Origin of the sequence: Streptomyces sp. 2P-4 (assembly GCF_030167965.1) — a bacterium.
GTDB lineage: Bacteria > Actinomycetota > Actinomycetes > Streptomycetales > Streptomycetaceae > Streptomyces > Streptomyces globosus_A.
This window is the reverse complement of record NZ_CP095012.1, coordinates 112,539-128,265: the sequence shown is the minus strand read 5'-3', so window position 1 is coordinate 128,265 and position 15,727 is coordinate 112,539. Positions and strand designations below refer to the sequence as shown.

At 73.3% G+C, this 15,727-nt stretch carries 12 protein-coding genes; 9 read left to right on the top strand and 3 right to left on the bottom strand.

Annotated elements, in window-relative coordinates; translation table 11 throughout:
* Positions 1-17 precede the first annotated feature (17 nt).
* Genes MUK52_RS31345 through MUK52_RS31330 form a run of 4 tightly spaced genes read left to right on the top strand, consistent with a single transcriptional unit; the run spans position 18 to position 3,824 of the window.
* The gene (locus tag MUK52_RS31345; protein WP_284581840.1) at positions 18-1,736 is read left to right on the top strand and encodes an ABC transporter ATP-binding protein; all 1,719 of its coding nucleotides are present in this window, start codon (positions 18-20) and stop codon (positions 1,734-1,736) included.
* Positions 1,733-3,190: a phytoene desaturase family protein gene (locus MUK52_RS31340; protein ID WP_114059194.1), complete on the top strand. Its 1,458-nt coding sequence runs from the start codon at positions 1,733-1,735 to the stop codon at positions 3,188-3,190. Before MUK52_RS31345 ends, MUK52_RS31340 begins: the two co-directional genes overlap by 4 nt.
* Positions 3,190-3,627, top strand: a complete 438-nt coding sequence (locus tag MUK52_RS31335) for a hypothetical protein (protein WP_284581839.1) — start codon at positions 3,190-3,192, stop codon at positions 3,625-3,627. The genes MUK52_RS31340 and MUK52_RS31335 overlap by 1 nt, the downstream gene beginning before the upstream one ends.
* A 26-nt stretch (positions 3,628-3,653) precedes the next feature.
* Entirely contained in the window at positions 3,654-3,824 is a 171-nt protein-coding gene (locus tag MUK52_RS31330; RefSeq protein WP_174250575.1) for a hypothetical protein, read from the top strand.
* A gap of 94 nt (positions 3,825-3,918) precedes the next feature.
* On the opposite strand, the gene MUK52_RS31325 is transcribed toward MUK52_RS31330, so the two are convergent.
* The 3 genes from MUK52_RS31325 to MUK52_RS31315 all read right to left on the bottom strand — a co-directional run bounded on the left by MUK52_RS31325 (position 3,919) and on the right by MUK52_RS31315 (position 6,095).
* Positions 3,919-4,380 carry a hypothetical protein gene (locus MUK52_RS31325; RefSeq protein ID WP_502963649.1) on the bottom strand — a complete coding sequence of 154 codons (462 nt, stop codon included), beginning with the start codon at positions 4,378-4,380 and terminating at the stop codon, positions 3,919-3,921.
* 38 nt (positions 4,381-4,418) lie between these two features.
* Positions 4,419-4,664 carry a helix-turn-helix transcriptional regulator gene (locus MUK52_RS31320; RefSeq protein WP_114059191.1) on the bottom strand — a complete coding sequence of 82 codons (246 nt, stop codon included), beginning with the start codon at positions 4,662-4,664 and terminating at the stop codon, positions 4,419-4,421.
* 75 nt (positions 4,665-4,739) lie between these two features.
* Positions 4,740-6,095 carry a helix-turn-helix domain-containing protein gene (locus tag MUK52_RS31315; protein ID WP_284581837.1) on the bottom strand — a complete coding sequence of 452 codons (1,356 nt, stop codon included), beginning with the start codon at positions 6,093-6,095 and terminating at the stop codon, positions 4,740-4,742.
* A 233-nt stretch (positions 6,096-6,328) separates the two neighbouring features.
* On the opposite strand from MUK52_RS31315, the gene MUK52_RS31310 reads away from it, so the two are divergent.
* The 5 genes from MUK52_RS31310 to MUK52_RS31290 all read left to right on the top strand — a co-directional run bounded on the left by MUK52_RS31310 (position 6,329) and on the right by MUK52_RS31290 (position 15,664).
* Positions 6,329-6,952, top strand: a complete 624-nt coding sequence (locus MUK52_RS31310) for a hypothetical protein (protein ID WP_114059190.1) — start codon at positions 6,329-6,331, stop codon at positions 6,950-6,952.
* Between the two features lie 330 nt (positions 6,953-7,282).
* A complete protein-coding gene (locus MUK52_RS31305) occupies positions 7,283-8,857 on the top strand; it encodes a sigma-70 family RNA polymerase sigma factor (RefSeq protein ID WP_284581836.1) in 1,575 nt (524 codons plus the stop codon).
* A gap of 440 nt (positions 8,858-9,297) precedes the next feature.
* Positions 9,298-11,673 (top strand): non-reducing end alpha-L-arabinofuranosidase family hydrolase, encoded by a 2,376-nt coding sequence (locus MUK52_RS31300; protein WP_284581835.1) that lies wholly within the window; start codon positions 9,298-9,300, stop codon positions 11,671-11,673.
* A 42-nt stretch (positions 11,674-11,715) separates the two neighbouring features.
* Positions 11,716-14,337 (top strand): RICIN domain-containing protein, encoded by a 2,622-nt coding sequence (locus MUK52_RS31295; RefSeq protein WP_284581834.1) that lies wholly within the window; start codon positions 11,716-11,718, stop codon positions 14,335-14,337.
* Positions 14,338-14,512: 175 nt separating this feature from the next.
* Positions 14,513-15,664 (top strand): esterase-like activity of phytase family protein, encoded by a 1,152-nt coding sequence (locus tag MUK52_RS31290; RefSeq protein WP_502963648.1) that lies wholly within the window; start codon positions 14,513-14,515, stop codon positions 15,662-15,664.
* Positions 15,665-15,727 lie beyond the last annotated feature (63 nt).

Genomic DNA, 15,727 nt, shown 5'->3' with positions numbered 1-15,727 from the left:
CGAATGAGGGCTGACGAGTGAACATATCCAAGATCGTCCGAGGGCACCGGCTGCTCCTGGCCGCCGGCGTCGTCCTCGGCCTGGCGGGCACCGCGGCCACCCTCCTGCAGCCGCTGCTCATCGGCCGGCTCATCGAAGCCGTCGCCACGGACGCGCCCACGACCTGGCCGATCGTCAGCATCGCGGCCCTCTTCCTCGCCGACGCGGCCCTGGCCGCCGCGCACTTCTACCTGATCGGCCGCGCCGGCGAGAACATCGTCCTCGACATGCGGACGACGCTCACCGGCCGGCTGCTCCACTCCCGCATCCCGGCGTTCGACCGCCTGGAACACGGCGACGTGTTCACCCGCACCGTCGCGGACACCTCGCTCGCCCGCGTCGCCCTCTCCTCCTCCGCCGCCCAGATCGTCACCTCCGGGTTCACCGCCCTCGGCTGTGTCGCCGTCATGGCCTGGATCGACTGGAAGATGCTCCTGGCCACGGTGGGCTGCCTCGGCGCCGCCAGCGCGATCGCCCTCACCGTCGCCCGCGCCGTCCGCAAGGCCGCCGTCGCCAACCGCGAGGACACCAGCGCCTACGGCTCCGGGCTCCTGCGCGTCCTCGGCGCCCTGACCACCGTCAAGGCGTCGCGGGCCGAGCGGCGCGAAGCCGAGCACCTGGGCGGCCTCGCCGAAGCCGCCCGCACCAGCGGCATCCGCGTCACCCGCCTGTCGGCGCTGCTGATGCCCGCCATGAACGTCGGCACCCAGGTCTCCCTCGCCGTCGTCATCACCTGGGGCATGGCGCGCACCGCCACGGGCAGCCTCCCGCCCCAGGACCTGACCGCGTTCATCATGTACCTCTTCTACCTGGTCGCCCCCCTCGTGACGTTCTTCATGTCGCTCGGGGAGCTCCAGCAGGGCCGGGCCGCCATCGACCGCGTACGGGAACTGGCCGCCATCGAACAGGAGCCGGACGGCACGGCAGCGCCCCGCACCGCCCTCACCGGCCGGCTCGCGGTCGAGTTCGAGGACGTCTCCTTCACCTACGAAGGCGGCGCCGCCCCCGCGACGGACGGCGTCTCCTTCTCCCTCCCCGCCACCGGCGTCACCGCCGTCGTCGGGCCCTCCGGCGCCGGCAAGACCACCCTCTTCCAGCTCATCGAACGCTTCCACACCCCCGACAGCGGTACCATCCGCCTCTCCGGCACCTCCACCGCGGCCATGCCCCTGGACTTCCTGCGCTCCCGTATCGGCCTCGTCGAACAGGACGCCCCCCTGCTCCGCGGCACGGTCCGCGAGAACCTCACCTACGCCTGCCCGGACGCCGGCGAGGACGACATCGCCCGGGCCGTGGCCGCAGCCCACCTGACGGACGTCATCGACGCCCTGCCCGACGGCCTCGACACCCGGCTCGGCGAAGGCGGCAGCGGCCTCTCCGGCGGCCAGCGCCAGCGCCTGGCCATCGCCCGCGCCCTGCTCACCCGCCCCGACGTCCTCCTGCTCGACGAAGCCACCTCCCACCTCGACTCCGACTCCGAGCGGGCACTGCGCGACGCCATCACCGAGATCAGCACCCGCTGCCAGGTCCTCGCCATCGCACACCGCCTGTCCACGACCATCGGCGCCGACCGCATCCTCGTCATCGAGGACGGACGCCTGCGGGCCAGCGGCACCCACGCCGAACTGATGGAGCAGGACTCCACCTACCGGCGCCTCGCCGAGGGCCAGCTCGCCCCCGTGGGAGCCGCCGCATGACCGACGCAGCGATCGTCGGCACGGGCCCGAACGGCCTGGCCGCCGCCGTCACCCTCGCCCGCGCCGGCCTGAAGGTGGCCCTGTTCGAGAAGGCCGACACCCTCGGCGGCGGCCTGCGCAGCGTGCCCCTGTTCGACAGCCGCGTCGTGCACGACATCTGCTCCGCCGTGCACCCGATGGCCGCCGCCTCCGCCTTCTTCCGCCGGTTCGACCTCCAGGCCCGCGGCGTCCGCCTGCTCCAGCCCGACATCCCCTACGCCCACCCCCTGCCGGACGGGGGCGCGGCCGCCGCCTGGCGCAGCGTCACCCGCACCGCCGCCCACCTGGGCGCGGACGCAGACCGCTGGACCCGCCTCATGGGACCCCTGGTCGCCCGCTCCCGGTCGGTCGTCGACCTGGTCCTCTCCGACCAGCGCACCCTGCCCCGCGACCCGGCGGCCGCCGTGCGGTTCGCGACGCGCGTCCTGGCGCACACGACGGGCCTCGGCGCCTTCCGCACCGAGGAGGCCAAGGCACTCCTCACCGGCGTGGCCGCCCACGCCGTGGGCCGCCTGCCCTCCCCGGCATCGGCGGCGGTCGCCATGCTCCTCGGCCACACCGCGCACAGCAGCGGCTGGCCGCTGCCCGAAGGCGGCAGCGCCCGTATCGCCGACGCCCTGGCGGCCGACATCACCGCGCACGGCGGCGCCTTCCACACCGGATGGCACGTCCGCGACCTGTCGGAACTCGGCGACGTCCCGCTGGTCCTGCTCGACGTGAGCCCCAAGGAGTTCCTCGCCCTCGCCGGCTCCCGCCTGCCCGGCCGCTACCGGAACGCCCTCGCCCGGTTCCGCTACGGGCCCGGCGCGGCCAAGGCCGACTTCCTGGTCGACGGCCCCATCCCCTGGACGAATCCGCTCGTGGGCCGGGCCGGCACCGTACACCTGGGCGGCACGCACGCCGACATCGTCCGGCAGGAGAACGCGACCGCGGCCGGCCGGCGCATCCCCGACCCGTTCGTCCTCGTCGTCGACCCCGCGGTCACCGACCCCGGCCGCGCCTCCGGAGCCAGGCGGCCCGTCTGGGCGTACGCGCACGTCCCGCACGGAGACACCCGCGACCCCGTCGACCTGATCCGCACCCGCATCGAGGCGTACGCGCCCGGCTTCACCGACACCGTCATCGCCTCCCGGGGCATGTCGGCCGCCTCGTACGAGATGTACAACCCCAACTACGTCGGCGGCGACATCGCCGCAGGGGCGATGACCCTGCGCCAGTCCCTCGCCCGGCCGACGCCCCGCCTCGACCCCTACACCACCCCGCTCCCCGGGGTGTACCTCTGCTCGGCCTCCACCCCGCCGGGCCCCTCCGTCCACGGCATGTGCGGCCACCTCGCCGCCCTGTCCGCGCTCCGCCGCCACCACGGCGTCTCCACCCCGCCCTCCCTGGGCCCGAAAGAAAAGGCACTGCTCTGATGCGTATCCGGTCCTGGGCCACAGCGGTCACCGCTGCGGCGTGCTGCATCCTCCCCCTCGCCGCCCCGGCGGCCGCCGAGGACAAGCCGGCCCGCGGCGTCGCATGGTCCGCCTCCCACGAGACGGCGACCGCCTCGGGCGGACGCTGGGTGGAACGGCCCTCCAGCGGCGGGCTGCTCCAGGTGGTCGCCGAAGGACGCCTCGCCAACACCGGCGAGGGCTGCTACTCGGTGTGGGCGCGCTGGCAGTTCGACTTCGTGCCGACGCCGCCGCGCAAGCAGGCCACCGTCTGCGGCAACGACACCGTCGACGTCCGGGTGCGCCAGTCGTACATGCCCACCACGACCGGCTCCATCGCCGTCTGCAAGGGTACGGAGGACACCCGGGACTGCGGCTCCTGGCAGAGCCTCACCTCCTGGCCCGTCACCCGACCGTAACCACCTGCCCCGAAGGAAGGAAACCCGTGAACGGCATCGACAAGCAGGACCTCGACCAGCTCATCACCCACACCTACGCCGAGATCAAGACGGCGATCACCTCGCACAGCGAGAAGAGCCTCCTGATGTACAGCCAGGCCCTGAGCACCCTCCTGGAACTCCGCCGCCAGCTCGCGGAGAACCCCCCGACCACCTGACCCACCCCCCCCAAACCGCCGGGGCCGGGCCCCACTTCCCGGGGCGCGGCCCCGGCGGCGCGGGACACAGCGAGGGGGGCCGACACCCCGCGCGTCAGTCTTCGGCGGGATCGTCCTGGATCCGCAGGCCGGCCACCCAGAGCGGCATCAGCCAGTGCACGGTCAGCGCGGCGAACAGCACCGGCGCGACCAGCCCTTCGACCTGAAGGCCCCCCAACCATCCGGCCGCGCCCACACCGGCCGCAGCGAGCAGCAGGAGCAGCCCGGTGCTCCGGTGGGCGACCGCATGGACGCGGTCCCGCTCGGCGAGCTGGCGCTCGTCCAGCATCCGGCTGCGCAGCTCCAGCAGTCCGCGGGTGGCACCGTTGATGGCGCCGGTGGCCACCACCCAGAGCGGCAGCACGGCCAGCATGGCGAACAGCGGCCAGCGCGCATCGCTGAACATCGTGGCGGACCAAGCGGCGAAGCCGGCCGCGGTGAGCAGGAGGTGGGCGCCGATGACGGCCCGCCTGCGCGCGGCCGTCGCGTACATCGGGGCTGCCGCCCGGTCGTTCATGACGGCGTACATCCGCCGGTCCAGCTTCGTCGCGGTCGTCACTGCTTCCTCCCGTAGACCTCGTCGGTGAGCGGCCGGAACGGCTCGAGGGAGAACAGCGCCTCCACCGGCAGTCCGAAGAACCCGGCGATCTTCAGCGCCAGGTCGAGGCTGGGGTTGTACTGCCCCCGCTCGATGTAGCCGATGGTCTGGTAGTGGACTCCCACCGTGTCGGCGAGGGCCTGCCGCGACACCTTGCGCTCGGCCCTCACCACCGCCAGCCTGTTGTGTACCTGCTCGCTCATGTATAAGAAGTACTACATTGACGAGCAGTCACACAACACGGCTGCCCCACAGGCATCAACCGGTGCGCCCGGCCGTCAGCGGGAGGGCTCCCAGCGGCGCCCCACCGTGTCGTACGCGTACCGGGGCAGACCCGCGACGGCACTGGTGCGGAACGGGCGCCCGCCCTCGTCGATCCGCACGGTGCCCTGACGGCCCTGGGAGGACCAGTCCAACTCCAGGTACCAGAGGCAGTCGCACCCCTTCGTCCCGGCCGTCACCAGCAGCACCTCGGGGTCCTTCGCCGAGACGCGGTACGGCATGCTCACGGCAGGGATCGGCGTGCCGGCGTCGTTCCCGGCGACCGCGCGGGCGAGCGGCCGGTCCTTGTCCAGGTCCACGGCGAAGTACCGCGGAGTGACCGCCCCGCCGCAGCCCTGGTCCATGGCGTAGGCGCTGCCCCGGACCGGCGCCGTACGGCCGACCACCCGCACCCGCAGCGCCTCCAGCACGACGGCGGTGTCGCTGCGGCCCTGCACCGACAACCGCACGTACGTCTCCCCGCCGTGCACCGCACCCTGCGCCGCGGCCCAGGCCGCCCCGTCCTGCGGGACGGGCGGCGGGGGCACCTGCCCCGGCGGCTTGGCGACGACGTAGCTGTGACCGCAACCGAACTGCCACCCGTGCGCGTTGACGGACCAGGCGAACGGCAGCCCGTCGGACTGCCCGCCGCGAGGCGGGGCGGATGCGGCGCCGGACGGGCGCGGGGCGCCCGGCTCCGGCACGGCGGAGCCCGCAGGCGGCTCGGAGGCCGCGGCTCCGCCCGGACCGGGTGAGGCGTCCGGCTGCTCCCGCCCCCCGGCTTCCGCACTCCCGGCCGCACTCCCGGCCGCACTCCCGGCCGCGGTCGGAGCAGCGACCGGGGCAGCCGCGCCCGAGGCGGCCGCCCGCCGCCCGTCCGGCAGCGCGGACAGTGCCCCGACCGCCCCGAACACGGCCAGCACGGCGGCCAGCCCGACCGCCAGGCTCCGCCGCCGGTACCAGGGGCGCCGGGGCGCAGGCAGGGGCGCAGGCGGGGGCGCGGGCGCGGGCGGGAGCGCGGGCACAGGCCCGCTCTCGGCAACCGGAGCACCCCCGGCCTGCGGCACCTCACCCGGCCCGCCTGCCGTGCGAGGCCGCCGACGGGCTGCCACGGCCGACATCCACCGCCGGTGGAGCTCCAGACGCTGCTCCGACGTCGCCCCGCACAGCGCCGCGAAGCGTTCCAGCGGGGCGAAGTCGAGCGGCACCGCCTCGCCCGCGCAGTACCGGTGCAGCGTCGAGGTGTTCATGCCCAGGCGGCGGGCCAGCTGGGCATAGCTGCGGTCCGTACGCCCCTTCAGCTCCCGCAGCAGCGCCGCAAACTCCGCCACCTCGCCGACGCTGTCGCTGACGCCGTCGCCCTGTGCCGACACCGGTCCCCCCGTCCTCGTACGCCCCGCCCCGCCCGGGACGGCATCCCAGGCACCCCGTATACCTGCACGTCAGACGGCCTGGGATGGTTCCACCCCGGCGGACCGGCCGGCGGTCGTTGCGCCCGGCCGCCGCGATCCCCGATGCTCTTGGTGTCGCACCGGCCAGGCCCGCGCCGACCAGCCGGCCCCGCCGCGGCATCCACATCCAACGCATTCAGTCACGGGGGACACCCATGTCCATGCGCATCCGAACCAGCGCCCTCACCGCCCTCACCGCCACCGCCGTCGCGGCCGGCACGCTCCTCACCGCACCGGCCGCCGTCGCCGCACCGAAGCCCGCCGCGCCGAAGTTCCTGTCGGCGTCCCAGCTGCCGCCGCACCCGTCGTCGTCCTGGACCGCCGGCCCGGTCACCGAAGGCTTCCCGGAGGCCCTCGGCTTCTGCGTGAGCACGGAGGGCGTGCCCTCCTACGACTACCGCCACCGCGAGTTCCGGACCGACCTGGACACCACCGCCGTGCAGCTCACCGTCGTGGCGGACACGGCCGCCCACGCCAAGGCCCTGGCCAAGCACTACGACGACCTGATCCGCACCTGCGCCGCCCGCATCGAGAAGTCCACGCCCGACGTCGAGGCCGAGGGCCGCGACTACGGCAAGCTGCCCGTCGAGGAGGGCGCCCGCGTCCGCGGCCTGCACACCGAGACGTCCTGGGGCGCCAACGACATCGCGCTCTTCTCGGTGGGCCGGGACGACAGGACGGTCACGGTCGTCCGCTGGGCCCAGATGGGATCCTTCAAGGACGCCCCCGTCCCCGCCTTCAAGAAGACCACCACCACGGCGGTCAACAAGCTCCACTGACCGACAGCGGGGCCGTCCTACCGCCGCAGCGGCGTGAGGACGGCCCCGGCGCAGCCCGCACTCGTCGGCACCGTGGTCGACCTGAGGTTCGGCCACCTGCAGCTCTGCCGGGTCCGCGGAAGCGAGGAACCGGAACCGGAAGCCGCTGCGGACGACGACGGGCGAAACCGCGGCGAGGAGCAGCCCTCACCCCGAAGGGCGCACCACGGCGCACCGGCTTCCGGACATCCCCACGCCCGCGGCGGCCCCTTCCGCGGCCCGGGGCCACGGCCTTTGGCCGCACACCTGTGCGGACGTTAGGGTCTGACGCCGTAAAGGGGAGAGGTGGCAATGGGGCTCACGGACGCGGACCACGCGGCCCTGGTCGTCGCGGCGCAGGCCGGGGACGACCGGGCGCGCGAGGAGCTGATCGCCGCCTACCTGCCGTTGGTGTACAACATCGTCCGGCGTGCGCTCAGCGCACATGCCGACGTCGACGACGTCGTCCAGGAGACGCTGTTGCGCGCGGTGCGCGACCTTCCCGCCCTGCGCGCCCCCGACAGCTTCCGCTCCTGGCTGGTGTCGATCACGCTCCGCCAAATACAGACCCACTGGCAGCGGCAGCGCGCGACCACCAGCCGGACCGCCGTCATCGACGAGGCACTCCACCTGCCGGACGACGGCCCCGAACCCGAGGACGCGACGATCCTGCGGCTCAAGGTGTCGGACGAGCGCCGCCGGATCGCCGCAGCCGGCCGGTGGCTCGACCCCGACCACCGGGTCCTGCTGTCGCTCTGGTGGCAGGAGCAGGCCGGACTGCTCAACCGGGAGGACATCGCCGCGGCGACGGGCCTCACCGTCGCCCACGCCGGAGTGCGCCTGCAGCGCATGCGCGAGCAGCTGGACCTGAGCCGGACGATCGTCGCCGCCCTGGCGGCCCGCCCGCGATGCCCGCAGCTCGGCGAGACCGTCGCCGGCTGGGACGGTCTGCCTGCCTCGGTGTGGCGGAAGCGGATCGCGCGGCACACCCGCGACTGCCCGCTCTGCACGGCGACGACCGCGGAACGGGTCCCCGCCGAGCTGCTGCTCCTCAGCCTCGCGCCCCTGGCCGTGCCCGCCGGTCTCCTCGCCGCGCTGGCCGCCAAGGGCCTGCTGTCGGGTTCCGCTGCGAGCGCCGCCACCGCCGCACCTGCCATGACGCCCGTCGCCGCCGGCACGGCCGTGAAGGGAGGCGGTCTGCACGGCGCGGCGGCCGGCAAGCTCCACGCGGTGACCGCCCATCCGCTGGCGTGCCTCGCCGCCGGCGCGGTGCTCGTCACCGGTGCCGCCACCTACGCAGCCTGGCCGGAGCCGACGCCGCCCCGGAAGCCCGGCGTCACGGCCGCTCCCACCGCCGACCCCACGGCCGGCAGTGCCGCGCCGGTCCCGTCGGGCACCCCCACGCCGGCCGCATCGCCGCCGGCGAGTCCGTCCGCCGTCCCCCCGGGCACGGTTCCGCTGGGCGCGCACACCCTGGAGTCCGTCGACCGGCCCGACCTCTACCTGGCGTACGTCGGCGACTTCGCGACGCTGGGCCGGCTCTCCGAGTCCGGCGGCACGCAGGCACGGCAGCGCGCCACGTTCACGGTGGTCCGGGGGCTCGCCGACACGCGGTGCGTCACCTTCCGCGCGGCCGACGGCCGTTACCTGCGGCACCACTACCTGCGGCTGCGGCTGAGCACCGACGACGGCAGCGAGCTCTTCCGGAAGGACGCGACCTTCTGCCCCCGCCCCGGAACGGCCGCGGGGTCGGTGACCCTGCACGCCCACAACTACCCGGGATCGGTCGTCCGCCACCGCGACGGCGGCATCTGGCTCGACGGCTCCGACGGCACCCCCGCCTTCGCCGGGCAGGCCTCCTTCGTCGTCCGCAAGGCCCGGCCCTGACCACCGTTCGCTGACCACCGTCCGCTGACCGCTGTTCGCTGAGCACCGCCCGCTGACCACCGCGGACGGTGCCGCGCGGTGACCACCGGCGGGCCCGCACCCGGCTCCGGCACTGCGCGCTTTCCCTCCGGGCCGACCGGCCCGCGTCGACGCACGACCGGACCGCGGGGCTCGGCGTAACACTTTTCGCCTGCGAGATGGATCACGGGGCGATCACCGGGGTGACGCGGCTTTTCCGTTACGCGGCCACGCGTTCGCAAGCCTCCACTTCGTGGGGTTCTTCCCGCCGCTCACCATGCGTGCCGGCGCCGGAGGCCCCCCACCCATCGGCACATCCCCGGAAGAAAGCGCACCATGACGCGAGAAACCCGTGAACGCCGCACGCCCCGTACGCAGGAGCGGCTCCTCTCCGAGGCGCCCCGCAGCCACCGAGGAGCGGCATGAAGGGCCTGCACCGGCGCGGCCGGCGCCGCCGGACACTGGCGATCGGACTGGCGGCCGCGGCGCTGGTCGGCGGTGCCGTGACGCTCGTCCCCGGCTCCGCGGGAGCCGCGACACCCCTGGGCACGCAGGCGGCGCCCTCCGGCAGGTACTTCGGTACCGCGGTGGCCGCCGGGAGGCTCGGCGACGCGAAGTACACCGCCCTCCTGGACCGGGAGTTCACCATGGTCACCCCGGAGAACGAGATGAAGTGGGACGCCGTCGAGCCGTCCCGCGGCAGGTTCACCTTCGGCCCGGCCGACCAGATCGTCAACCGCGCCGCCGCGCACGGTCAGCGCCTGCGCGGCCACACCGCGGTCTGGCACGCGCAGCTCCCGTCCTGGGTCGGCTCCATCCGCGACGCGAACACACTGCGCGGCGTGATGAACAACCACATCACCACCCTGATGACCCGCTACAAGGGCAGGATCCACTCCTGGGACGTGGTCAACGAGGCGTTCGCCGACGGCTCCACCCGGCACCGCAGCTCGGTGTTCCAGGACGTGCTGGGCGACGGCTTCATCGAGGAGGCGTTCCGCACCGCCCGCGCGGCCGACCCCTCCGCCAAGCTCTGCTACAACGACTACAACATCGAGAACTGGTCGGACGCCAAGACGCAGGGCGTCTACAGCATGGTCAAGGACTTCAGGTCCCGCGGCGTGCCGATCGACTGCGTCGGATTCCAGAGCCACTTCGGCGCCGGCGGCCCCCCGGCAAGCTTCCGGACCACCCTGGCCAACTTCGCCGCCCTGGGCGTCGACGTCCAGATCACCGAGCTGGACATCGCCCAGGCGTCGCCGACCCACTACGCCGACACGGTGAAGGCCTGCCTGTCCGTCGCACGGTGCACCGGCATCACCGTCTGGGGCATCCGCGACAGCGACTCCTGGCGCAGGGGAGAGAACGCCCTGCTGTTCGACGGAAACGGCAACCCCAAGGCCGCCTACACCGCCGTCGTGAACGCCTTCAAGGCGGCCGCCGGCACCACCCCCGGGACCGGCACCGGCACGATCAAGGGCGTCGCCTCCGGCCGCTGCGTCGACATCAAGGGCTCCACCAGGGCCAACGGAACCCAGGTGCAGCTGTGGGACTGCCACGGACGGCCCAATCAGCGCTGGACCCGCACCTCCGGCAAGCAGCTGACCGTCTACGGCAACAAGTGCCTGGCCGCCAAGGGCAACGGCACGGCCAACGGCACCGCGGTGGTCATCGAGGACTGCAACGGCAGCGCCGGCCAGCAGTGGAACGCCAACGCCGACGGCACGATCTCCGGGGTCCACTCCGGGCTGTGCCTCGACGCCGTCGGCGCGGCCACCGCCAACCGCACCAAGATCCAGCTGTACTCCTGCTGGTCCGGCGGCAACCAGAAGTGGACCGGCCCGTCCGGGACACCGGCCACGGCAATGCCCGCCCCGACGGGCACCTGTGCCCTCCCGTCCACGTACCGGTGGACGTCGACGGGTGCGCTGGCGCAGCCGGCCAACGGGTGGGCCTCGCTCAAGGACTTCACCCACGTGACGCACAACGGCAAGCACCTGGTCTACGGGTCGAACTTCTCCGGATCCTCGTACGGCTCCATGATGTCCGGGCCCTTCACGAACTGGTCGGACATGGCGTCGGCCCGCCAGACCGGCATGAGCCAGGCCGCGGTGGCCCCCACGCTGTTCTACTTCGCGCCCAAGAAGATCTGGGTGCTGGCATACCAGTGGGGCCCGTGGCCGTTCATCTACCGCACGTCCAGCGACCCGGCCAACCCCGACGGCTGGTCCGCGCCGCAGCCGCTGTTCACCGGCAGCATCCCCCGCAGCGAATCCCCCACCGGCCCGATCGACCAGACCCTGATCGCCGACGACCACAACATGTACCTGTTCTTCGCCGGTGACAACGGCAGGATCTACCGGGCGAGCATGCCCATCGGAAACTTCCCGGGCAACTTCGGCTCCTCGTACACCACAGTCATGAGCGACACGCCCGCCAACCTGTTCGAGGCGCCGCAGGTCTACAAGGTCCAGGGCCAGAACCAGTACCTCATGATCGTCGAGGCGAGGGGTGCGAACCAGGCGCGCTACTTCCGCTCGTTCACGGCCTCCAGCCTCAGCGGTTCGTGGACCCCGCAGGCCGACAGCGAGGGCAACCCCTTCGCGGGCAAGGTGAACAGCGGTGCCACCTGGACCAACGACATCAGCCACGGTGACCTGGTCCGCGACAACCCCGACCAGACCATGACCATCGATCCCTGCAACCTGCGGTTCCTCTACCAGGGCAAGTCCCCCGCAGCAGGCGGCCCGTACGACCGACTGCCGTACCGGCCGGGTCTCCTCACCCTGCAGCGCTGACCCGCCCCGAGCCACAGCACCACGCAAGGAGAACAACCCCCCATGAAGAACCCCACGAACGGCCGGTCCCGCGGACGCCACCGCCGCCGCTGGACCGGAACCGGACTCCTGCTCGGCGTGCCCGCCGTCCTCGTGCCGTATCTCCTGTACGTGCAGGACGACTCCCAGGCCGCGACGATCGACGGCAACGCCTTCTACCGGCTGGTCTCCGTACGCAGCGGCAAGGCGCTGGACGTCAACGCCTTCTCCACCGCCGACGGCACCCGCCTCCAGCAGTGGACCGACCAGAACACCGCCAACCAGCAGTGGAAGCTGCGCCCCACCGGGGACGGCCACTACGAGCTGGTCAACCGCAACAGCGGCAAAGTTTTGGGCATAGCAGGCGATTCGACCGCCCAGGCGGCCGCCGCCGAGCAGCAGACCGACACCTCCTCCACCTCCCAGGAATGGCGGATCGACGAGGTGAGCGGTTCCGGTGCCGTCGTCCTCACCTCCCGCAGGAGCGGCCAGGTCCTGGACGTCTCCGGCGGCTCCACAGCCGACGGCGCGGCAGTCATCCAGTACCGCGGCCACGGCGGCACCAACCAGCAGTGGAAGCTGGTCAGGACGGCCGGGCCCACGGTGTCCGGACCGTACACGTGGCGCAACGCCCAGGTGGTGGGCGGCGGCTACGTCACCGGGCTCGTGTTCAACCCCCGGGAGAAGGGCCTGCTGTACGCGCGCACCGACATGGGCGGCGCCTACCGCTGGGACACCGGGGCCGAACAGTGGATCCCGCTGACCGACTGGATCGGCGAGAAGGACTGGAACCTGCTGGGCATCGACGCGCTGGCCACCGACCCGGTCGACCCCGACCGGCTCTACCTCGCCGCCGGCACCTACACCAACAACTGGGCGGGCAACGGCGCCATCCTCCGCTCCAAGGACCGCGGCCGCACCTTCCAGCGCACCGACCTGCCCTTCAAGCTCGGCGGCAACGAGGACGGCCGCGGGGCGGGCGAACGGCTGGCGGTCGACCCCGCGGCCAACGGCACCCTCCTGCTGGGCACGCGCAAGAACGGCCTGTGGCGCACCACCGACCACGGCGCGACCTGGAGCCAGGTCTCCTCGTTCCCGGTCAAGGACGGGGCGGGCAGCGGCGCCGGCATCTCCTTCGTGACGTACGGACCGGCCGGCAGCAAGACCGTCTACGTCGGCGTCGCCGACCGGAACACCTCCCTCTACCGCTCCACCGACGGCGGCAGCACCTGGCAGGCCGTCCCCGGGCAGCCCACCGGCCAGATGCCGCAGCACGGCGTGCTCTCCGGCGACGGCTCGCTGTACCTGACGTACACCAACGCCCTCGGCCCCAACGGCGTGACGGCGGGCTCGGTGTGGAAGCACACGCCGGCCGGCGGAACGTGGCGGAACGTCTCCCCCTCCCAGGGCAGCTACGGGTTCTCCGGTCTGGCCGTCGACCCGCGCAAGCCCTCCACGGTGATGGTCACCACCCTCGGCCGCTGGTGGCCGGAGGACGAGGTCTACCGGACCACCGACGGCGGCACGACGTGGAAGGCCCTGGCCGACAAGTCCGTACGGGACGCCTCCGCCGCCCCGTACGTCGGCACCGGCACCGGGCACTGGATGACCGCCCTGGCCATCGACCCCTTCGACTCCGGGCACGTGCTGTACGGCACCGGCAGCGGCATCCTGCGCAGCAAGGACGCCAACGCCTCCGACAGCGGCGGCACCAGCCACTGGCACGTGGGCGCCCGCGGGCTGGAGGAGACCGCACTGCTGGACGCGATCGCCCCGCCCGGCGGCGCCCACGTCATCACGGCCATGGGCGACCTCGGCGGATTCCGCCACGACTCCCTGACCGAGGTGCCCGCCGGCCGGCTGAAGAACCCGATGATGACCAACAGCACATCGATCGACTTCGCACAGTCCAACCCCTCGATGATGGTCCGCGTCGGCCGGGGCGGTGCGCAGGACGGCGCCTACTCCACCGACGGCGGCCGCACCTGGAACGGCTTCGCCTCCGAACCGGTGGCCGGCGCCGACACCGGCAGGGTGGCGCTCTCCGCCGACGGCTCGGCCATCGTCTGGACGCAGACCGGCCAGCCCCCGTACCGCTCGACGGACAGGGGAGCGAGCTGGTCGAAGGTCAACGGCCTGGGCGCCGACGCCGCCGTCGTCGCCGACCGCTCCTCGGCCCGGACGTTCTACTCCCTGTCCGGCGGCACCCTGTACGCCAGCACCGACGGCGGCGCGACCTTCACCGCCCGCGCCGCGGGCCTGCCCGCCGGCGGCCGGCTCAAGGCGGTCCCCGGAGCCGCGGGGGACCTGTGGATCGCCGGAGGCGCCCACGGCCTCCTGCACTCCACCGACGGCGGCCGCACCTTCACCGGGCTCGCCGCGGTGAAGTCGGCCTCCGCCGTCGGCTTCGGCAAGGCCGCACCGGGCGCCTCCTACCAGGCCCTGTACCTGATCGGCACCGTCAAGGACACCACCGGCGTCTTCCGCTCCACCGACAAGGGCGCCACCTGGCTCCGCGTCAACGACGACGCCCACCAGTGGGGCAGCATCGGCGGCACCGGCGTCATCACCGGCGACCCCGACGCCTTCGGCCGCGTGTACGTAGGCACCAACGGCCGCGGCCTCCAGTACGGCGACCCCTCCTGATCCGACCCCCGACGGGGCCGCAGACCCGACAGCCTGCGGCCCCGTCCGCCCGCCCGTCCGCCCGTCCGCCCGGCCGTCAGGTGGCACCACAACCCGCGCGGCGCGGCTCCTACCCGATCGGGCGACTGTGCCCCGGCTCGACACGGGCCATGATCACCGGGTGAGTTCTTCTCTGATGCGCCGTGCGTGCACCGCCGCCCTGCTGCTGACCTCGACCCTGGCCCCCGCCGTGGCTGCCGCCGCCCAACCCGAACCCCCCGGGCAGGGGGCGGGGCGCGCCGTACAGGCCCGCCTGCTCGGTGAAAAGACCGTTCCGCACAAGCTCGCCTTCCAGGACACCACGGTCGGCGGCCTGTCCGGCATCGACCGCAACCCGTGCACCGGCGAGTACGTGTTCATCAGCGACGACCGTTCATACCTCCAGCCCGCCCGTTTCTACACGGCGAAGCTGGACGTGGACGCCGGCGGGGTGCACGCGGTCGACTTCACCGGCACCCACCCCTTCCTCCAGCCCGACGGCGCGGTCTACCCGCCCCCCACCGCGGGGGACGGCAAGGCCGTCGACCCGGAGGAGATCCGGGTCGACCCGCGCAGCTGCGACTACTGGTGGGCCCAGGAGGGCGACCGTCCCAAGGAGGTCGGCCCGCCGGTGGTCCAGCCGTCCATCCAGTACGCCACCGCCACCGGTGACCACTTCGGCGAGCTGCGGCTGCCGCCGAACTACGAGATCACGATGGAGGAGCGCGGCCCGCGCCGGAACCAGGCGGTCGAGGCGTTCACCTTCGGCTCCCGGGGCAAGGTGGTGACCAGCGCGGTCGAGGGCCCGCTGCTCCAGGACGGCCCCGAGCCGGACGTGGACAACGGCGCGCTGGTCCGCGTCACGCAACAGGACCGCGGCGGCCGCGTCCTCGGCCAGTTCGCCTACCCGCTGGAGAAGATCTTCGCCGAGAACGACCCCGCCAGCCCGTGGGGCCCGGACACCGGAGTCCCGTCCATCCTCGCGTTCCCCGACCAGCCCGACCGCTACCTCGTGCTCGAACGCACCTGGGTCGCCGGCGCGGGCTACAAGATCCGCCTCTTCGACGCCACCACCCGCGGGGCGACCGATGTGCGCGGGACGGAGTCGCTGGCCGGGCAGGCCGTCATGCCGATGCGCAAGAAGCTCGTCGCGGACTTCGACACCCTGGGCCTCTCCGCCGTCGACAACACCGAGGGCATGACGTGGGGCCCGGACCTGCCCTCCGGCGAGCGGCTGCTGATCCTCGTCAGCGACGACAACTTCGCCGAGGAGGCCATCACCCAGATCGTCGCCCTCGGCATCCGCTGACCCTGCGGCGGCAGCCCGCCGGCCACCCGGTGGGGGTGGAAGACGCCAAGGACACCTTCCGCC